Below are 20,155 nucleotides of genomic sequence, written 5' to 3'. Positions count from 1 at the left end.
CTTAACAACAAATCTCCAATTAAAATAAATAAAAATTTATTGTTAAACAATAAATTTCATGGTAAATTAATAAGATATTAAATAAATGAGGTGCTTTTTATGAAACAAGGATCAACACTTTTCTTAAAGACAGCTGTGATTCTAATGGGTATCCCTGTTCTTGCTATGTGCATTTTTTTAGTCCCTAACATAGGGAATTTCGCTGCTGAATTATATCCCGAAATGGCATATATTAAATATCTTGTATTTATCAATTTATACGCGACAGCAATACCTTATTACTTCGCACTGTACCAAACATTTAAGCTTTTAAACTATATTGATAAAAACAACGCATTCTCAGAGTTGTCTGTTAAAGCTTTAAAAAATATTAAGTACAGCGCACTAGCAATTAGTGTATTATATGTATTAGGTATGCCACTTTTCTATCTTGTGGCAGAGAGAGATGACGCCCCTGGTATTATTGTTATTGGAATGATTATAATTTTTGCTTCAATGGTAATCGCGGTCTTTGCTGCCGTTCTCCAAAGACTATTAAAAGATGCGATAGATATAAAATCAGAAAATGATTTAACGGTCTGAGGTGAATAATATGGCAATTATTATTAATATTGATGTAATGTTAGCGAAAAGAAAAATGAGTGTAACAGAGCTTTCGGAGAAGGTTGGAATTACAATGGCTAACCTTTCGATCTTGAAAAATGGTAAAGCAAAAGCAGTCCGTTTTTCAACTTTAGAAGCCATTTGTAAAGCATTAGAATGCCAACCTGGGGATATTTTAGAATATCAACCAGAAGAAAGCGAATAAAAAGAGTCCTTCATACGAGAAGGACTCTTTTTATTGCACATTACGGCGCAAAACTAATTTGACCAGTAAACAATAAAATAATTGCGATGATCCAAAATATAAAAAATGATGAGGACAGTATGAACGAAAGAATAGCAATCCCCTTCTTCTCAGTTTTTTTCGCCATTGTAATGACAGAAAGTATGATACCTGCAACTGTCAGGGCAACTGTAACATAATCTCCCACTATATTACCTGCATTCGCTATCCTTGTCGGTGTAATAAATACGAACAGAAAACATAAAATGCCGATGAGTAAAGATATGTAGCTTATTATACTGTACTTCTTTTTAGGACCTATTTCAGTTTTCATACTAATCCCCCCTTCTATATAGCTATAAGTTCATAGTAGCACAAATAACCATAATTTGGTTAAAACAAAAAAGAGATACAGCAGAACTTCCGCTGTATCTCTTTTTTATTTAATAACTAAACCTGCTATTTCTTCTTTATCATTATAAGTTATAATAAATGTCCGTTGTTCTTTACTATATTTCGCTACAAGAATAACAGTATATAAACCATCTTTTTCTTCAATCGATTGTTTTTCAATTTTTTCGAATGTACCAGCTTTCTCGATTATAGGTGTAAGATCTTTCATCTTTTCTTCTGACAATGCAGCTGTCATTTTACTATCAAATTTCTCATGCACTTCTTTATATTTTGCCTCATTTAATAATGATACAATTTCTTCCGCTTTCGAAATAAAGTTTTTAGACGTACTTTCATCTACTTTATTACCGGTACATGCTGCAAGTGCAAACGCCGCGATAGCACTTATAATAATAAGTAACATTCTTCTCATTTTAATACACCCTTTCTTTTTAAAATGAAACTATAACTAAAAGTGAGTAACGCAAAAATTGCTATTGAAACTTCTGACATAATAATCCCAATTTCCCCTGGCACATATAGCGATATAATGCCAGCTAATGCATTTACAGTCCCATGGATGAGAATTGCATATACAACATAACGAAATTTCTTTTGGACGACAGCTTGTAATACAATGAAAGAAAGCCCAACATGTAATACCATCGCAAAGATGCGCTCAATACCACCGAGATAATAACTGTCACCATTTTGAATGACTGTTTGTGATAATAATAGGGATATTACTGGGATACCAACTATCAACACCGCCTCAATACCACCATGCCCTGCTCCAAATAAAAAACCAGACTGCCAATCTCGTTGCTTCATAAAATAACGCATTGCGATAAAACGAGCTATCTCTTCAAAAATTCCAGCTGATATACTAAGCAAAACTGCAAATAGTATAGGCTGCATAACCGAAAACATTTGAAAATCTGTGCTAGTTCCATTTAAATAATTTAGTATTGGTATGCGAATCAATATTTGTGATACAACAAAAGCCAATATACCTAACATATATGGAATATAGCGTTTCCTCCAAAGAGCATATAAAAGTGCTATAAGCGGTAAACCAAAGCTAATCATTGTTGTAAAAATAAGACCATTCATCTCGCTTCACCTCTTACTTGAAGTGTATAAAATCGAGTGAAGAAAGTATGTAGTTATTTCTTATTCGGTTTCCTTTTCATCATAGATGGTCATTTCATCTCATTTAATATAAATGTTTGTGTGAAATAAGGACTTACATAAGTTGTTTCTAACGTCGCATTATTTGTTTTATTTATGATCCGTTTTAACGAAAATAGCCCGTACCCTCTAGCACCTTCTTTATTTGAATGGTTTTTCTCATAAATTTTTTGCAAATCAATCGCTTCACCCTTTGAACTATTACGCACGATAAAATATTGTCGTGAATCCATTTCAAAGAATGCGATTTGTAATATCTTTTCCTCACTACATACTGCTTCCTCAATTGCATTGTCTACTAAAACTGAAATGATACGAATAAATGAAATAATCGTCATCGAAACACTTTCAATGTTCTCCGGTATATCAAGCATTACTTTTATTTGCTGCTGCTGGGCAGTGCCGACTTTTGCTCTTAATACACTTCTTAATTCTGGAATTTGTATGCGAGATAATTTTGCAATATCAAGTTCATGGTCATTTATTGTTTTTAATGTGGGAGCAATAACATCGTAGTACACTTGCTCAATTTCTTTCACATTTTTTGTACGTATTCCCTCTTCTAACGATAGTAATACATTCATATAATCATGACGGAAACTAGCAAGCTCATCATGCATATCCTCTAATTTCTCCACATAATCTAATAACTCTTTATCTAAACGTTTTTCATGCTCTTCTCGTAACTTTTCTTTCGATAAATGTGAGCTTATTAGTACGATGATTAGTAATAATAAAAAAATAATAATCGCTGAATTATAACTTACTTCACTGTATTGTTGATTTATTTTTGCTAAAAACTCAGTTGACGGCTGAGTTAAAATTAGTTCAATAATAAACCCGATAATTAATAATATGTAAGTTATATAATATAACGGACTACCTACTATATATTGAGCAATTTTTTGAATTCTTTTACGTGCTAATAGAATACCGATAAAAGTAAGTGTCGATACGATAAGATGAATTATGCTACCTGTCCATAAATATAAATTGAATGGCGTTAACATAAAGATTTTCATTCCTAAATCTAATAGCAACATTTTCACTAACGTTATAATCACCATACTTACCAGTGCAAAATATAAATTATGCTTAAATTTTAATTCATTTTGCATTAATCCTAAACTTATTAAAAATAACACAATCGTACTATTCAACTCTGGATATCTCGTTACTGTTACGACTATAGCAAGTAAAATAATGAATACCGTACTTAAAGCTATTAACATTCTAACTGACAATCTGTTGTATCGGATTAATTGTATATATAAAAACGCGTGACACATACTAGTAAGCAGTATTGCAAATAAATCATACATATACATTACATCTCACCCTTTAACATGTTACGTACTTTACTCACTAAACGACGTGATACCGGAATACGTTTCCCGCTTTTTAAAACTATCATTTTTTGCTTCGCATCGTAAGAAGACATCTGCTTCGTATTCACGATATATGATTGATGACACCGAAATAAACGTTCATCGATTATTTCAATTTCCTTTAAGGTTCCATAAAAATAAACGATTCGATCTAATGTCACTAATGCTAACCGGTGCGGTTCATCAGTCATAACATATTCAACTTCATAAAAAGGAACCCGCACAGTGGCATTACTATTTTCAACGATAAAGTCATCGGACGGAATAATATGCTTATTTCTTGCTTCATATTGAAGTAAACATTGTTTAAAAACTTTATATCTCTCCTCATATGGCAACCCTTTATCAATAAAGGTTAAAGCTGATACCATGTATTGATATGAAATAGGTGCAAATTCAGAATGCGTTGTTACAAACACAATAATTCCTTGCGTATCATACTTTCGTATTTCTTGCGCCACGTGTAACCCTTTACGCTCTTCTCTTTTTATCTCTATATCTAAAAAATAGATTGGGACGTACTTTGCCTTTGGAATATTAGTAATAATGTTTTCACTCTTACTAGTTACCTCAATAAAATCTAAAGGCAACATATATTTCTCACAAATCTCTTCAACTAACCGCTTCATTTGCTGCGCCTGTATGACATCATCTTCTAAAATAAAAATACTCATGTGATCACTCGCTTTATTGAAATCTTTTCATCTATAGATTTATCTATAAATATATAATTCAAATTATAATAATATTCTCCTTCTCATTAATTGAAATAATTAATCTGCTATTACATAGAGAAACCTCAACTTTTCAAACAAAAAGTTGAGGTTTTCTTCAAATCAATTTATAACTAAATCCGCTCTATCCTTCGGCAATTCCGTTTCTAAGTAATAATCCTCTGCCTTCCAATACCTATTCTCAAACTTCGAAAGATTTTTCTGTGTTTTCTTACTCTCGCGTAGAAATCTTGTCTCTCTTGGACAATCCAAGTACACCATATAATGAAAGAAATCTCTCCATTCTTTTCGCTGTAGAAAAACCCCCTCAATTACAATTACACCTACTATGGGGATCTGTACTTTTTTCATTTCACATGTATCTGTGTCATCATAATAGAACGGTAATTTCAGTTTTGTTTCATTCTGCAACTTTTGAAAAAACTTCTGCCGAAGCCATTCAATATCCCATTGTAAATAATAATACTCATACCATTCTTCAAATCCTGTATCATAGCGTTTATTACGCTCCACTATATGATTATCAATATGAAAAATATGAAACGGAATGCTTTCTTGTTTCATATTTTCTTTTAAGTTTGTTACAAATGTTGTTTTTCCTGATCTACTTAAGCCATCTATCCCTAAAATGAACCTATTTTCTTTATGTTTCTTCATTATATTTATAAGTTCGTTTGTACTCATTACTTCTTCCACTCTTCTTTTAATAAAGAATATAAAATGGTATCATGCGCAACTCCATTTTGAATCATATGTTTTCGAAGTAATCCTTCTTCTTGAAATCCTGCTTTACTTAATAATTTTTGAGAAGATTTATTTTCTACATATACGACAGCAGCAATTCTTATTAGTTGCAGCATTTCAAATCCGTAAGTTAAAATCGCCTGTAACGCTTCCGATGCGTATCCTTGTCCCCAATATGTATCGTCTAATTCATAACCAATTTCAGCTCGCTTATGATGATGGTTAATTAAATGAAAACCGCACGTTCCGATTAATTCGCCCGTCCCCTTTTTCTCTATTCCCCAGCGAAATACACTTCCCTCTTCATAACGATTTTTAAACGTTTGAATCGTTGTTTTCGCTTGCTCAATATTTTCGAAAGAATCCATTCCGAAATAACGTATAACAGACTCTTTTGAAAAATAACGGAACATCGTTTCTGCATCTAACAGTGTAAGTTCTCTTAATTGTAAACGTTCTGTTTCTAGTTTCGGAAACCCCATCTCTTTTTCTCCTTCTATTCTAATGAACTGCAAATTTCAATATAATTCCCATCTGGATCAGCAATATATGCAATGGTTTGCCCCCACGGCTTTACAATTGGTTCAACTAAAACCGTAATACCTTGTTCTCTAAATTGCTCAATCGTTTCTTGTACATTTTCAACAACGAATCCCAATTCAAAATGGGAAGATTGTAACTCACCTTCTGTAAGTGGTAGTCCCGTTAATTCTTTTACGTCTTGCCGCGTATTCATCGCTAATATGGTAGTACCCGTATTAAATTCAATATATGTACCATGCTCTGCTTTTATCGGTAACTGTAATACATCTTTATAGAATCTTAGACATTCCTCAAACTTTTCTACGTATAAAATGATGTACTTCATTTTTAAATTCATTTTACATCCCCCTTTATATCCATCCCTAAAATTTCGACAAAAGCTTTATAAAAACCTTGTTTCCTATAGTAACGAGCACAAAAAAATGAGGCCGATTTCTCGGCCTCCCAGCTTATTGGCATAAAACAGGAGATTTGGTTTGGACATAACCAGTTCGTACTCTTATTATATTTTATTTTTTCTGAATTTTAAATACATTAAACACCTATTTATATTGAGAAAGTTTTTTTGCTTGCATAAAATTAATAAGTTTAAGAAATGCTACAAATGGAGGTGTATACATATGGAACCAATGCTATGTCCAAGTTGTAAAACGAACCGCACTCGCTTTAATATTCTTGAGCAACAAGTAAAACCAGTCAAATTAAATCCACAAACTGGTCAAGTAGAAGAAGAATACACAAATGAAACGATGAATGCTTTTCATATGGCCTATCAAGGACCTACTTATCGCGTCCAATGTGCTGTATGTGGACTTGTTGAAAATCCTGAACAATTTATTAAACCTGCTCAAAATCAGTCTTTCTAATAATGTCATTACTATCCCTTGTAGAAAAAATTTTTTCTATAGGGGATTTTTTCTTTAAATACGGTAATAAAAAACGTATCTCTTCCTTATTATATGTTAAAACCCACACCTTTTTGGTAATATTTACATAAGGGAGGTAAAACAAATGATTTTAAATAAAAAGATAATGCTTCCATCAACATTTCTACTATTAATTTGTCACATAGTCATCTTTTACTTTTGGATCTTCGATTGGAAGAAAATAATGACGCCTTACGGTCTAACAATATGGATTGTTTCTACTATTTGTTGTCTTTTACTTTATTACCATTTTAAAAATCAAAAATCTAATAAATTGATATTAATTGCTAGTTCGTTATTATTAATTATTTCTTCTTCATTTATGTTTTTTTAGGTATTGTTACTGGTATCATCTTTGTAACTGTTAGTTCTATGAATTAAAAAGTTGGTCTTTTATTATGTAAAAAAGAGTGAACAAAATAAACATATATATAAATTAGAGAAGGTGATTCCCATACACTTCACTTATACACTCCTCTAAGAATAGCACTCTTTGTTAAAATATTTCCTTTTTCAACTGTTTAAGCTTCCTAAATAAATTAATAAATGCATATGAATATATAAAAACTAAAAGCCCTACCATACCTTTATATAATCCTGATTCTGATACTCCAAGAAAACATAAGTAAAGTACTGGAATTAACGTTACAAACATAATTGCAACGAACTGTATCAATTCAACAAGTTTTTGTATCTTCGTTTCTTTGTCTGAATAAATATCAGGTAACTCATTTTCCTCGTCTACTTCTTTACAAAAATAATTCCATTTCGCAAAACTCGTTACATGTTTCCAGCCACACATTTTATATATATCAATATATTCTTGTTGTTTTTCTTTCGAATCTTTATAATCCAGTCTAAAATCCGCTTTATATATTACATCTTTCGGTTCAGTTTTCTTAAACGTATACATTACATTATACTTTTGTAAAGCCCATCCTTTTTGATGCATTTTTCTTAAAAAAGCTTCTTCTTTTTCCAAGCTCCATATCGCGAAAGGTTTGAATACCTTCTTTGTCTCCATCTCTCATTCACTCCCCTAATATACTATTTCCATTCCTTACAGACCTCTGCAATCTGTTATACTCGAGCTCTAACACTTCTCTCCCAAACGGCGTTAACTCATAACACTTCTTTCTATCTGTTGAGGCAACTTCAACAATTAATTTCTCTTTTAATAACTTCGTCGTATTCCCATATAAAGTTCCAGGACCGAGCTTTACTTCTCCATTTGTCATCTCTTCTACCAATTGCATAATTCCATATCCGTGCATTGGTTTCACTAGTGATAACAGTATGTAATATGTCGCCTCAGTTAACGGAATATATTTTCTCGCTTTCGTATTCATTATAACCACCTCCGATACATCGCTTCATGATATATCGTCTCACGATACATCGTATACCGATATTATATATTCGTATTCCAAAATATGCAAGAGTATAATTTAATAATTGAATATTTATTTCTTTGAATTGAAAAACCATATAAATTTTCTGAATAATTTGTTAAAATATAGAAATATCCGTTTATATTTTGAAAGGAATGATACATATGATAAATAAATTGAAGGAAAATATAGGATCAGTTTTTGTAGGTAAAGAAAATGTTATCGATCTATTAATCGTTTCCTTGCTTGCTGATGGACATGTGCTTCTTGAGGATGTGCCTGGTACAGGGAAAACGTTACTTGCGAAAACACTTTCAAAAAGTATTGGTGGTAATTTTTCTCGCGTTCAATTTACACCGGATGTACTTCCGAGTGATGTGACAGGTATTGAATATTTCAATCCGAAAACGAGCGAATTTGAGTTAAGACTGGGACCAGTCGTGGCAAACATTTTACTGGCAGATGAAATTAACCGTGCAATGCCAAGAACACAGTCTAGTTTATTAGAAGCGATGGAAGAACGACAAGTGACGCTTGAAAAGCAGTCAACTCCTCTTCCAAAACCGTTCTTTGTTATTGCGACGCAAAATCCAATTGAATCACAAGGAACCTTCCCTCTTCCTGATGCACAGCTTGATCGCTTTTTAATGACAATTTCTATAGGTTATCCGAATCCTGAAGACGAACTACAAATGATGCGACGTTTTCGTAACGATACACCACTAGAAAGTGTCATATCCGTTATTACTTTAGATGATATTTTAGAGGCACAGAAACGAGTGAAAGAAATTTTCGTATCAGAACCGTTAGAACATTACATCATTAAGCTTGCTCATGCTACAAGAAATCATGATTATATCGCTAACGGTGTAAGTCCGCGTGCCACACTTGTTTTAGTACGTGCAGTTCAAGCGTTAGCCTTTTTACGTGGGAGAGAATATTGCACACCAGAAGATATACAATTTTTAGTTCCTTCTGTTTGGAATCACCGTATCGTCTTATCAATGGAAGGCGCATTACGTACGACAAAAAATGAAATTATGCAAAAGATTTTAAAAGAAGTGGACGTACCTGTGGAGATTGAGCAAGCATGAATGGACAGCGCGTTGTAACTGTACCTTTATTTTTCCAACTTCATATTATTCAACTATCTGTTCCAGGCGCTATACTATTTACGTTTTTTATGCCACAACGAAGCATTATGTTTTTCTTTTTCTTTTATTATTTATTTGCGATTTTCATTTATAAATATGTCGCTTACATAGAGAAAAAATTTCAAGTGATAAATGAGAAACAAACAACACGTTTATTCCCTGATGAATCTGGACAGTTTTTTATTCATTTAAAAAACGGAGCAAACATACCACTCGTCAATGGTGTTTGTTATTTCCATTTAGACCCGTCTCTACTACCGCATAAAGATCAAGGAATTGAACAAATATCAAAAACACTATTCTCTTTCCCATTTTCACAACCTGCCCATTCAGCGCAAAAATGGGATTTAACATTAACCGCAACGAAGCGTGGTGTGTTTCAAATTGAACAGTTCGAATGTGTTTTGAAAGATCCTTTTCATTTATTATCTGTACATTTACCTGTATTTGATAAATTAAGAACTGAAATTATTGTGTATCCATCACCTAAAGAAGTAGCAGGTTTGCAAGAACTTCAGCAACTTTTAAATGGATCTTATCGAACGAATTTTTCTTTTTACAATGATGAAACATCTATTATCGGTGTGAAACGGTACGAACGTGAATCTTTCCGCTCCATTCATTGGAAAGCATCTGCGAAAATGCAGGAATTACAGGCAAAGCAATATGAACCTGTTAAAAATTATAGTTGGACAATTTGTCTTTCATTAGCTGCTAATCGCGGGTTTGGTTGGAAAGATAATATAGAAGATCTCATTTCATTTGCAACATACATTTGTCAATACGCAACGAAGCATCAAATTCCGTTTGAACTATTTATTAGTGTATTAGCTGAAGGTGGTCCTCTGCACTTACCATTAAATGAAGGACAAACACATTACGCAAAAGCTTTAGAGGAATTGGCACGTATTTCAGACGATAGCACATTAATTCCGAAACAAGGGTTTCTCCATTATACAAATAGAAAAGGAGAACGATCGTCTACAATAATTCACATTGGCTTGCAGAAGAATGATCTCTCCCTTCTATCGCAACCTACGTTTCTCATAAATAACGAAGGGATGGTGGAAAAACTTGAAAACTTGGCTCTATTACATTAATGACTTTCTTCTGCTGCTCCTCCTTTCGTTATTAACAGAAAGGGACGAACTTGTTGCTATTGCTATATTTTTAACAACAGGCTATATTGGAGTATTTCTAATTCATAAATTCATGAAAAAAAGAACGACAGGATTTGTCATACTTTTAATGACTCAAATAATTGGTTGTTCTATCTTTCTCCCTTTCTCTTTATTTGGCACAATTATGTTACCACTTTTCTTCTTTATCGTGCATATAGTTGGACCTGGCTACCCAGTTCAAAAATCGTTAGGCGGTATTGTTTGGTTTGGTGTTTCGGCTATATTTTATGCTCCCTTTCCAACGCTCGGGAAACTGTTACTATTAGTTATGCACATTATGATTACATTTTGGTTAACCGGGGCAAATCGGAATCAACAGTTATTACGTTTCACTTCTATCATTACGATTGGTGTAATGAGTATATTAATTGTTCAAGTGTTTCCTTTTATTCGAGTCATTTTTAGTTTTATCACAGAAGTAGTCGCATTAGGAGTCGGTTATATTATAAATCCATTTCTCGTAGCAGCTGAATTGAAAGATACGGAAGGTGTTTGGGCAAGTAAAGGGCATCTCTTAAAGCCTCAAATTGAAGAAAATAGAGGGAAACTTCCTGATTTTGATCCAACTCTCATAAATAGTATAACCATAATAGCCTGTACAGCTATCGCTATTTACGTCGTTTGGAAAATAGTAAAGAAACGAAAACAATTTAGTTTACCAAATATGCCTGTCTTCGAATCTACTATCATCACTGATAAAGAAGGTATGAGCCAACAACGTTTTAAAAGAAACAAACCACCACATAACGAAATTCGAAAAGAAATTTTCAAACTTGAGAGTAAGTTAATTCCTCCTTTAAATAGAAATCGTGGAGAAACTGTTGAAGCATGGTTAGGGAGAATAAATAGTGAAGAAGATGTAAATATTGAGAGTCATATTATTATAAATGCTTATAATACAGTGCGTTATTCTAATGAGGAAAACACCGTACTTTTGCATGAATTTAAGGAAGAGATTCATAAGCTTTATATGTATCAGAAGAGTTTAAAGAAAAGGAAGAAATAACACAATAAAAAGACTCCTATTTTCATAGGAGTCTTTTTATACTTCTACGCTACTCTTTAAATTGAGGCGTTTTTTCCTGCTTCAATCTCTAATGACTCTTCATGCCACCAAAGTGTTTCTTCAGGGTCTTCTTTAGCGATTTGGTGTGCTTCTTTCTTCGTTTCTACTGTAGGATATGAACCTTTTAGCGCACGTCCTGATGTTGTAACGAATAGTACACTAAATACAACTAATCCAATAATACTTACACCTGTTAAATAAAATGCCGGTGCAAGCGGGTTACCGGTTGCATGAACTAAATAGGAACATACAAGTGGTGTTGTGCCACCGAATATCGATACAGAAATATTAAATGAGATCGAAAGTGCTCGATAACGTACATCAGTGAAAAAGAGTGATGGTAATAATGAAGGTAATGTTCCTTCATATACACTTAGGAAGAAACCTAATACGAAAATACCTGCAAATATAGCTGCAATATGCCCGTTACCTATTAGTAAAAATGCTGGAATTGCAAATACAGTTAAACCAAGTAAACCAATTTGCACGACGCGTTTATTACCAATTTTATCACTTAATTTACCGAAATATAGTGCTAGTGGAATCATAAGTGCCATCGTAATAGAAATAATTAATAAGCCAGTTGTTTCTTTGACTTTAAGTACTTGAGTTAGATAAGAAGGAATATACGAAAGAATCATATAATTTGTAATATTAAAGAAGGCGACAATTACTGTGCTTAATAAGAAGTCTTTTTTGTGATACTTAATAATATCCATGAATGAAAATTGTTCATTGTCTTCAGATTCCTCTTGTGCTTTTTCCATCTCTTCAAAGATAGGAGATTCATCTAAATGACGGCGTAAGTATAAACCGACCAAACCAATTGGTGCAGCAATTAAGAAAGGAATACGCCAGCCCCAGCTGAGCATTTGTTCATCTGTTAACAATAACGTCAAAATGGTAACAATTACCGATGCAGCAATGTAACCTGAGAGTGTTCCAATTTCAAGACCACTACCGAGTATACCACGCTTTTTATCTGGAGAAGATTCTGCGATATAAACCATTGCACCTGAATATTCGCCGCCTGTAGAGAAGCCTTGAATCATTCGGGCAACTAAAAGTAGTATTGGTGCCCATACACCAATTTGTTCATAGGTTGGTAGTAATGCGATGAATAATGTAGAAAGTGCCATTAAAATAATAGTAGTACTTAACACAATTTTTCGGCCGTACTTATCTCCTATTCTACCAAAGAATACACCTCCGATTGGTCGAACGAGGAAGGCCGCTGCAAATGTACCGAATGTAAGTACAAGTTGCAAGCCACTATTATCAACACCTGAGAAGAATAATTGACTTAAAATTACCGCTAAATACGCGTATAATCCGAAGTCAAACCACTCCATTGCGTTCCCAATACCAGTAGCAACTACTGCTTTCCTGGCTTGTTTAGGATTAACAATATTAACGTCTTGAGGTTCAAAATTTAAATCATTATTTTGTTGCATATAATAAAACAGCTCCTTATTTAATTTAACTTCTTTAAGCACACCTTCTCTTATTGAATAAAATTAATTCGAAGCACTTAAGGAAAAGCAACGTCTCCTTTTCTTTTATTATTATTTCACATAATTAATTATTTGTCCAATTAAATGCTCTTTTTATATAAATTTACACCCTATTTAACTTGTTATAAAATGACGTTTAGCTTATATAATACATACCTTTACACTACAAATAAAACTTTCATTTATTTATATTTATAACGTTTCTATAATTGCTTCCTTTAAACTAGAAATCAGTAACTTTTACTAAAGATTTGCATATATTTAAAAAGTGAACTCATTAGCTCGAATTTTGTCTTATTACATTCAACTATAATATTATTATAGGTTTAAAGGAGGCTATTTTATGTTGGAAATAATACTTTTATTTGCTACTGTTTCTTTTCTCTTAATTATTTCTGGATTTTTCATTACCTTAAAACAATATAAAGAAATAAAAAATATAAAGACTATATTAACTACAAAAAAAGAAAATGAGAAAACTACATCCGAAAACTCAATCCCTATGCAATTAGACCTTAGCGTTCTCAATAATTTACTCGCTTCTGGAATAAATAAAAGTTCTAATTCAAGTAATGAAAATTCTGATTCTGATAAGACTAAATAGTCATTACGTATATAATAAAATATATATCTCCTATTTTATCTAATCTTATTAACAACTACCTCTGATTAAAAAGGAGACTACTTATGTGTAAAAATCCGATTTCTATTATTATTCGTATACAGCATAACATAAGAGTTTTACCTGAAATTTTGAAAGCCTGTGAACAACTACAGCCTTTAGAAATCATCCTTACTATTAACGGCTATATCGATGATTCCATTGATATTGCAAAATCTTACAATTGTAAAATTATCAAACTAGAAAAACCGACAGAACCAAATAATTGTTATGTAATTGGTGCCAAAAAAGCAAAGGGTAAGTACCTCTTATTTTTAGATGCAAATTACATTATTCACCCTTCCTTACTTATACCATTTCTTCAACCATTACTAGACGAATCAGCTGACGTAGTATTAAACAATTTAGATGATTTTTTTTATCAAAAGCAAAAGCCCACTATAGAAATGATTTGGCAGCAAGTCACGAATCATTTTTTTCATCGTCCAGATTTAAATATTAACTCATTATTATTTCCTCCCTATGCAATAACAAAAGAAACTCTTGAAGCTATTAATCCAGAAAGTTTATTAAATCCGATATTGGCACAAATGAAAATTATTAAAAATAAATTTCGCATTAGCAATCATTTTAAAATTGCTATACCGCAAATTCCCTCCTTCTCCTCAAAACAACTCAATTGTTACCACCTAGAAGCGATTGAAAATTGGGTAAATATATTACAAGATCCAAGGGGAAACTATACCGATAATAATCGAAGACGGGATATTATTTTAGAACTTCAAAACGGCGAACAAAGAGCTATACCCAAAATAATTACAGGTAAAGAGTTTTATTCGAATACTTATGGAAATAAACAATTATCCATCATTATCCCTGTTCAAAATGAAGAAAAAACGATAGAATCTATCATTTTTGAGGTGCAGAAATTAAAACCTTTAGAAATCATACTTATTGTTAATGGGTCAACAGATAAAACAGAGGAATTGGCGAAGAATTGCGGTGCAACAGTTATTACTTACAAAGAAGTACTCGGCATTGATACCGGACGTGCCGTTGGTGCATATTTTGCAAAAGGTGATATATTATTATTTATCGATGGTGATTTCTTAATTCCTAGTTCTGATTTATTACCATTTGTACAATCTGTTCAAAATGGAACCGATTTAGCTTTAAATAAATTAGAGCACTACTACATGTATCGTCTTCCTTATACTATAGTGACTGCATGTAAGTATGCTGTTAATTTAGCATGTAATCGAAAAGATTTAGGTATGGGATCCACAACTGCTGTCCCTCATGCTTTTAGTCGAAAATGCATTGATACAATTGGTTTTCATTCACTTCTTTCACCAACCTTAAGTCAAGTTAAAACAATTTTAGCAGGCTTGCATGTACAAAAAGTCCATTCTGTCGACGTTGACAAGATAAATCGAGTTCGACCAGAAAAACACTTCTCTAAGGAAGGTTACCTTTCATTAGCAACACAGCAAATCATTGGTGATCATATAGAAGCAATTTATTACATCGCCGAACAAAAAAGAGGCACTGAATGCTTTTAATTGTATATCCTTACCACCAGATAATATATGAATTCAATATAAATATATAACAAAATAAAAAAGATGGTTTGTAACCATCTTTTTTACCTTTACATGAATTCAAAAGAAAATAGAAGGCAGGCTTTTCATTTCTGTGTTTTCTTAAGAAGTTTGAAAAGAGAGGCTTGTTAATGAAGATGCAACACTTAAATCATCATTTAGTGTAATTGAGAAACATGCAACTAATGGTAAAGTAATAACAATTGATCCACTAGGACTAATTACAATTGTAGGACTTGTCCCACATGCACCCCCACAATCCAATACAGCGTCAATTCCACTACCAGGGGTAATTGTAATTTTAAGGCATACATCAAAACAAACATTATTCGTAGTACATGCCATAACTCTCCCTCCTTTCTTTTAACAATATATGCAGTTGGTTAAATTCGGACACGACTCTCTTACTAAATTTTATAAATTAGATGTTATTTTACTGTTAACTCCATAGAAAATTAACGTTTTATTAAACTATCTAAATCAACTAAAAAACTCAAATCATCCTTTACTGAAATAGAAACACATGCAATAAACGGTATTACATTAAAATGAGATGAACATTCATCATTGCACCTTACAAATATTTCTGCCCCACCATTTGGATTGACTTTAGTTTCTAAACAAATATTAAAACAACTTTTATTGATGCAAGACAAGGTATTCCCTCCTTTCTTATATCTAACATCAACTTATGCAGAAATAAAAATACTGTTACAACTTTATCCACTCTTTACTTTACATACTTAAAATAAAAAAGATAAAAGCTTCTTCATGTATATAAAGAAACCTTTATCTTTTTGTTACTTGCTCATTTATTATCAGTCAGTGAAACATGCCCTTTACTTGTACCTAATCTAAAAATAATAAAAACTTTTGATTTAGTTTCATCGCAATACTAAATATCGTCAAGTTGCTTAAATGAAATGTTTATATTACTCAATCAATAGACAAATTTACCTTTTAAAATAAATCTTTAAAATCCCTATGCTTCAATAAATATGAAAGTCCTTCTAAATGATCCCCAGTAATTCTCAGTACAGCTGGTGGATGTCCTATCGTGGCAAAATGCTCTTGTGGCCGAATACGATTTGGTTTCATTACATCTACAAAATGGACACATTCGACTTTATATCCTTCTAATATTGCCTTTACTTGCGCAACACAAGATGTGTGAAGTGTATCCCAGCCGATTCCCTCTAAACATTTTCTACTAATAGCATGAGGAACAGCAATTGTGGATCCCACTCCTAAATCTTTACGATTACAAGCAATATTCAACATATATTTATATAAATTTACAATATATAGAGGAAATCTCAGATTTAAATTTAAATCGTTTAAAGCTATATCAACCCCATCCACAACAGCCTTCGTTAATGGATGAAGATCTTTTGCTGGAATAGCAAAGTCAGCATCAATAAAGAGAAGTATATCTCCTGTGGCTTCTTGTGCACCAATAGCACGTCCTACATCATGCCCTAATGCTTCTTCATAAACAATTACTGTAGCTCCTAATTGCTTAGCAATTGCTTCTGTTTGATCTGTTGATCCATTAATTACAACAATTATTTCTTTCGGTTCAATTTTTCTTGCCTCAAGAATAACTTCTTTAATTGTTGCTTCTTCATTTTGCGCTGGTATAATAATTGATAACTGTTTTCCATTATAAATAGAGGAATTCATTCCCCATCCTTTATGAAAAAGTGAATAATTCTTCTGTTTTTTTAGTTGCTCTATAACTTCTCTTTTTCTTCCTCCATCTGTATAGTTCCCTCTATCATCTTTTCGTTGTAACCAACTTTCCAAAGCTTTTACATTCTCTTTAATCTCACATACTTCTAATTTAGTTAATTCATTTTTATAGAAAGAGGTGTTGTTTGAGGTTATATTATTCAAAGAAGTGTTAGTGATGGCTGACGAGGAATGTAGTCGCCATCCTTTCTCAATAAGAGTTACTTGGGATAGAATAGGGTGCTGCAAGATATCATATCCAATGTCTTTAATTGCTTTTTTAGTAATAGCATATGGCATAGATAACATTGAATCATATTTTAAATCCATACGCCCCAATACATCGTTTACTATTTTTCTATACACCATAGCAATACTTGGCCATTCTACTCTTGTCTTTTCAAAACAGACAGAGTCTATGTTATTTAAGATTACATCCTGTTCCTTTTTCAGTAGTGGTTCTATAAATCGTTCTAATTCTACCGAAAAAATAACATCTTCTCCATCTAAAAATAAAACTACATCCCCATTGGCAATTTTCGCCCCATGAACTGGTGCTTTCCATTTATTTTTCTCTTCAATCACAACAACATTATTTTCAACAAATGTTGGTATAGATTGTATAGCACTCATTCTATCATCAGCTACAACAATAATTTCTATTGGTTTTATATGCTGCAATTTATTTAAAATTTGATTCAACTTCGATTTTTCTTCTCCTAAAACTATAACGACTGATAGCTCCGCTTCTTTTTGTTCTTCTTTAACAGTCTGATTAGGTTTTACTTTTTTTATATATTCAATTGTTTCACTTTTCCCTACAGCTGCATGCCCTGCTTTTTTATCAAAATATAAGTCTATTATAATTTGATTTACTTCCGTGTCTTTATCTAGTTGCTCTAATTCAGAAATAAATGGTAATAAATGATTTTGCACATCAAATTCACACGCGAAATTTTGCAAAAAATAAATATTCGGTACATATTTAATGTGATTAAAAAATTTCACAGCATTAATTCTTTCTCCAAATTTCTCTTCAACTTCTTCTCTTGATAAACCTGGATAAGATAAATCGAAAACTAGATTTACAGGTACAGGTATCCATTTTATTAAATTTGTTTGAGGATTATTAATGAAAGCTGTGGAACCTTTAACAAATCCAGCTAAAATTAAAGACATAAACCCTCCCCCGGAACTGCCATAAAACAACACATTTTTCGAATCAATTTTTAACTTTGTAAATACTATTTCTAAAATATTTGCTATATCTTGTAAATAAAATCTATTTAACTCCCCCTGCCCCCAACCTAAAGATAATTTTCCAAGATATAAAGTAGGATCATTATAATATATAACAGTATCTTCAAATTCATCCATCCAAGAATGTCGATGAAAAATAGGTGGACCAATTGGCTGTTCTTGAAACCCACCTGCTCCGGATCCAAAAACAATTGTGTTATCAGCATCGGGCTTAATACGAATTAAAAATTCATACGTTACTTTATCCCAATCAACCTTGAGTATAAATGGCTCCGTAGTTTGAAAATCCATTTGCCATAATTGTTCATATGAAATGTTAATTATTTTATACTGGTCTAACAGTTTAATCACCCTTTCCATCCATTTCGAGTTGTTCTATCAAATAAGAGAGCGCTTCAACATGATCACCAATTATTCTTAATACTGCTGGAGGATGTCCATTTTGACTTACATTTTCCTTTAAACGAATTCTATTCGGTTTTACAACATCAACATAATGTACACATTCTACCCTATATCCTTGTAATATAGCTTTTACTTGTGCAAGACTAGGACATAGTAAAGTTTCCCATCCTATTGCATCTAAGCATGATTTACTCATTGCATGTGGAATTGCTACTAATGAGCCATTACTTAATTCTGGACGACCATATGCTAAATTAAGCATATACTTTACAATATCAACAACATAAAAAGGCGGATTGAGCATTGGGTTCAAATCATTTAACGCTATGTCTATGCCATCTGAAACCGCTTTTGTAAAGTGATGCAAATCACTTCCTGAAACACTAAAATCACCATCAATAAATAAGAGAATATCTCCTGTAGCTTCCAGCGCCCCGATAGCACGTCCAACATTATGACCAAGTCGTTCGTTATATTTAATAATAGTGGCACCAAGTCTTTTAGCTATATCAGCTGTATAATCTGTTGAACCATTTACAACGACAATTATTTCTAGCGGTTCTATTTTTCTTGCCTCGAGTATTACTTGTTCTATAGTTTCTTCTTCATTTTGCACCGGTATAATAACAGAAAGTTGCTTCCCGTCATAAATTGAAGAATGCATTCCCCAACCTTGATGATAGGAAGGGTATTGCTTGGCTTTACCTAGCTTTTGAATAATATCCCTTCTTTTTCCTGCATCAGTAAACCCTACTCTTCTTCCTTTTTTCTCTATCCATTTAGATATACCCCTTAAATATCTTTCTACTTTCTCTTTTTCATTTTTTGATAACTCTTTTTTTATTAAATATCCTTCTTCCTCTATAGTCTCATCTTTAGATAACGTATTAATTGCATATTGGTCGTTAATCCGCCAGCCTTGATTCACAATATTCATATGAGATAAAACGATATCTTTCATATAATCAAAGCCGATATTTTCCACCACTTCCTTCGTAAGCGCATATGGCAATGAAAGTATTGAATTGCTTTTTAAATCTGGTCGTCTTAAAATTTCATTTAACATTTTTCTCCATACAATGTCCATGTTTGGACATTTACCTATTTCTATCAATTTATCTATTTTATTTAAAACTACATCGGCCTGATTTGTAACAATTGGCTCAATAAATCTCTGCATTTCATTTGTGGATAATGAAAAATTGCTATCTAAAAATAATAAAATTTCTCCTTTTGCTTTCTTTATACAAGCTTCATATCCTTGATAATGCGCACTATATTTATTCATTAAAACACTATGACATCTATATTTCATTGCTATTTCATATAATTTACTTTTATCATTAGGGGCTAAAATTATAATTTCAATTGGTTTTAGTTTCCATGCAGCGTTAATTAATTCTTCTACTAGTTGCTCTCGATCACTATACGAAATAATAACCGTTAACGATTTCATTACAATCCCCCCTTTTTTACACATCATGT

At 32.3% G+C, this 20,155-nt stretch carries 23 protein-coding genes and 1 pseudogene; 9 read left to right on the top strand and 15 right to left on the bottom strand.

Translation table 11 applies throughout. From position 1 onward, the window contains the following. The first annotated feature begins 99 nt into the window (after nucleotides 1-99). Both AC0L0O_RS09575 and AC0L0O_RS09570 read left to right on the top strand, forming a co-directional pair. Nucleotides 100-582 (top strand): DUF2975 domain-containing protein, encoded by a 483-nt coding sequence (locus AC0L0O_RS09575; RefSeq protein WP_000809106.1) that lies wholly within the window; start codon nucleotides 100-102, stop codon nucleotides 580-582. Between the two features lie 10 nt (nucleotides 583-592). After that, on the top strand, nucleotides 593-808 hold the full coding sequence (locus AC0L0O_RS09570) for a helix-turn-helix domain-containing protein (RefSeq protein WP_000974621.1): 216 nt from the start codon (nucleotides 593-595) through the stop codon (nucleotides 806-808). A gap of 40 nt (nucleotides 809-848) precedes the next feature. Here the strand turns inward: AC0L0O_RS09570 and AC0L0O_RS09565 are convergent, their stop codons facing one another. The 8 genes from AC0L0O_RS09565 to AC0L0O_RS09530 form a co-directional block, all read right to left on the bottom strand. Continuing rightward, entirely contained in the window at nucleotides 849-1,160 is a 312-nt protein-coding gene (locus AC0L0O_RS09565) for a hypothetical protein (protein WP_000845530.1), read from the bottom strand. A 105-nt stretch (nucleotides 1,161-1,265) separates the two neighbouring features. Next, nucleotides 1,266-1,652 carry a DUF3887 domain-containing protein gene (locus AC0L0O_RS09560; protein WP_001253798.1) on the bottom strand — a complete coding sequence of 129 codons (387 nt, stop codon included), beginning with the start codon at nucleotides 1,650-1,652 and terminating at the stop codon, nucleotides 1,266-1,268. Then, a complete protein-coding gene (locus AC0L0O_RS09555; protein WP_001013708.1) occupies nucleotides 1,649-2,332 on the bottom strand; it encodes a YhfC family glutamic-type intramembrane protease in 684 nt (227 codons plus the stop codon). Before AC0L0O_RS09555 ends, AC0L0O_RS09560 begins: the two co-directional genes overlap by 4 nt. 89 nt (nucleotides 2,333-2,421) lie before the next feature. Next, complete coding sequence (locus tag AC0L0O_RS09550) at nucleotides 2,422-3,738, bottom strand: GHKL domain-containing protein (RefSeq protein ID WP_038357092.1); 1,317 nt, start codon at nucleotides 3,736-3,738, stop codon at nucleotides 2,422-2,424. Next, nucleotides 3,738-4,472, bottom strand: a complete 735-nt coding sequence (locus AC0L0O_RS09545) for a LytR/AlgR family response regulator transcription factor (RefSeq protein ID WP_001982501.1) — start codon at nucleotides 4,470-4,472, stop codon at nucleotides 3,738-3,740. Before AC0L0O_RS09545 ends, AC0L0O_RS09550 begins: the two co-directional genes overlap by 1 nt. Nucleotides 4,473-4,634: 162 nt before the next feature. Beyond that, the gene (locus AC0L0O_RS09540; protein ID WP_000106095.1) at nucleotides 4,635-5,216 is read right to left on the bottom strand and encodes a kinase; all 582 of its coding nucleotides are present in this window, start codon (nucleotides 5,214-5,216) and stop codon (nucleotides 4,635-4,637) included. Next, nucleotides 5,216-5,758: a GNAT family N-acetyltransferase gene (locus AC0L0O_RS09535; protein ID WP_473785740.1), complete on the bottom strand. Its 543-nt coding sequence runs from the start codon at nucleotides 5,756-5,758 to the stop codon at nucleotides 5,216-5,218. The genes AC0L0O_RS09540 and AC0L0O_RS09535 overlap by 1 nt, the downstream gene beginning before the upstream one ends. Before the next feature lie 14 nt (nucleotides 5,759-5,772). Further along, nucleotides 5,773-6,156, bottom strand: coding sequence for a VOC family protein (locus AC0L0O_RS09530; protein WP_001049869.1), 384 nt, complete (start codon nucleotides 6,154-6,156; stop codon nucleotides 5,773-5,775). 283 nt (nucleotides 6,157-6,439) lie between these two features. On the opposite strand from AC0L0O_RS09530, the gene AC0L0O_RS09525 reads away from it, so the two are divergent. Both AC0L0O_RS09525 and AC0L0O_RS09520 read left to right on the top strand, forming a co-directional pair. Continuing rightward, nucleotides 6,440-6,685, top strand: coding sequence for a hypothetical protein (locus AC0L0O_RS09525; RefSeq protein WP_000433609.1), 246 nt, complete (start codon nucleotides 6,440-6,442; stop codon nucleotides 6,683-6,685). A 145-nt stretch (nucleotides 6,686-6,830) separates the two neighbouring features. Further along, nucleotides 6,831-7,126, top strand: a pseudogene (locus AC0L0O_RS09520) (hypothetical protein). Between the two features lie 115 nt (nucleotides 7,127-7,241). On the opposite strand, the gene AC0L0O_RS09515 reads toward AC0L0O_RS09520, so the two are convergent. Both AC0L0O_RS09515 and AC0L0O_RS09510 read right to left on the bottom strand, forming a co-directional pair. After that, complete coding sequence (locus AC0L0O_RS09515) at nucleotides 7,242-7,697, bottom strand: DUF2812 domain-containing protein (protein WP_001982304.1); 456 nt, start codon at nucleotides 7,695-7,697, stop codon at nucleotides 7,242-7,244. Nucleotides 7,698-7,776: 79 nt separating this feature from the next. Continuing rightward, entirely contained in the window at nucleotides 7,777-8,094 is a 318-nt protein-coding gene (locus AC0L0O_RS09510) for a PadR family transcriptional regulator (protein ID WP_001092635.1), read from the bottom strand. A 206-nt stretch (nucleotides 8,095-8,300) separates the two neighbouring features. On the opposite strand from AC0L0O_RS09510, the gene AC0L0O_RS09505 reads away from it, so the two are divergent. Genes AC0L0O_RS09505 through AC0L0O_RS09495 form a run of 3 tightly spaced genes read left to right on the top strand, consistent with a single transcriptional unit; the run spans nucleotide 8,301 to nucleotide 11,477 of the window. Further along, a complete protein-coding gene (locus tag AC0L0O_RS09505; RefSeq protein WP_000608768.1) occupies nucleotides 8,301-9,230 on the top strand; it encodes an AAA family ATPase in 930 nt (309 codons plus the stop codon). Then, complete coding sequence (locus tag AC0L0O_RS09500; RefSeq protein WP_473785739.1) at nucleotides 9,227-10,390, top strand: DUF58 domain-containing protein; 1,164 nt, start codon at nucleotides 9,227-9,229, stop codon at nucleotides 10,388-10,390. The genes AC0L0O_RS09505 and AC0L0O_RS09500 overlap by 4 nt, the downstream gene beginning before the upstream one ends. Continuing rightward, a complete protein-coding gene (locus tag AC0L0O_RS09495) occupies nucleotides 10,365-11,477 on the top strand; it encodes a DUF4018 domain-containing protein (RefSeq protein WP_098638479.1) in 1,113 nt (370 codons plus the stop codon). The genes AC0L0O_RS09500 and AC0L0O_RS09495 overlap by 26 nt, the downstream gene beginning before the upstream one ends. Nucleotides 11,478-11,533: 56 nt before the next feature. Here the strand turns inward: AC0L0O_RS09495 and AC0L0O_RS09490 are convergent, their stop codons facing one another. Continuing rightward, nucleotides 11,534-12,991: an MFS transporter gene (locus AC0L0O_RS09490; RefSeq protein ID WP_001186941.1), complete on the bottom strand. Its 1,458-nt coding sequence runs from the start codon at nucleotides 12,989-12,991 to the stop codon at nucleotides 11,534-11,536. A gap of 403 nt (nucleotides 12,992-13,394) precedes the next feature. Here AC0L0O_RS09490 and AC0L0O_RS09485 point away from each other — a divergent pair, with 403 nt between their 5' ends. Together AC0L0O_RS09485 and AC0L0O_RS09480 are read left to right on the top strand one after the other, a co-directional pair. Beyond that, entirely contained in the window at nucleotides 13,395-13,655 is a 261-nt protein-coding gene (locus AC0L0O_RS09485) for a hypothetical protein (protein WP_000889733.1), read from the top strand. Nucleotides 13,656-13,738: 83 nt separating this feature from the next. Further along, nucleotides 13,739-15,235: a glycosyltransferase family 2 protein gene (locus AC0L0O_RS09480; protein WP_001982511.1), complete on the top strand. Its 1,497-nt coding sequence runs from the start codon at nucleotides 13,739-13,741 to the stop codon at nucleotides 15,233-15,235. Nucleotides 15,236-15,376: 141 nt separating this feature from the next. Here AC0L0O_RS09480 and AC0L0O_RS09475 read toward each other — a convergent pair whose 3' ends face one another. The 4 genes from AC0L0O_RS09475 to AC0L0O_RS09460 form a co-directional block, all read right to left on the bottom strand. Continuing rightward, complete coding sequence (locus tag AC0L0O_RS09475) at nucleotides 15,377-15,619, bottom strand: hypothetical protein (RefSeq protein ID WP_000752461.1); 243 nt, start codon at nucleotides 15,617-15,619, stop codon at nucleotides 15,377-15,379. A gap of 110 nt (nucleotides 15,620-15,729) precedes the next feature. Further along, on the bottom strand, nucleotides 15,730-15,930 hold the full coding sequence (locus tag AC0L0O_RS09470) for a hypothetical protein (protein ID WP_001277649.1): 201 nt from the start codon (nucleotides 15,928-15,930) through the stop codon (nucleotides 15,730-15,732). Between the two features lie 304 nt (nucleotides 15,931-16,234). Further along, nucleotides 16,235-18,556: a glycosyltransferase gene (locus AC0L0O_RS09465; protein ID WP_142337199.1), complete on the bottom strand. Its 2,322-nt coding sequence runs from the start codon at nucleotides 18,554-18,556 to the stop codon at nucleotides 16,235-16,237. A 52-nt stretch (nucleotides 18,557-18,608) separates the two neighbouring features. Then, nucleotides 18,609-20,126 (bottom strand): glycosyltransferase, encoded by a 1,518-nt coding sequence (locus AC0L0O_RS09460; RefSeq protein ID WP_001982286.1) that lies wholly within the window; start codon nucleotides 20,124-20,126, stop codon nucleotides 18,609-18,611. Between the last annotated feature and the right edge of the window lie 29 nt (nucleotides 20,127-20,155).

This window comes from Bacillus sp. GS3m_15504 (genome assembly GCF_055825275.1).
The sequence above is the reverse complement of the archived record's forward strand: the minus strand, read 5'-3'. Positions and strand labels throughout refer to the sequence as shown.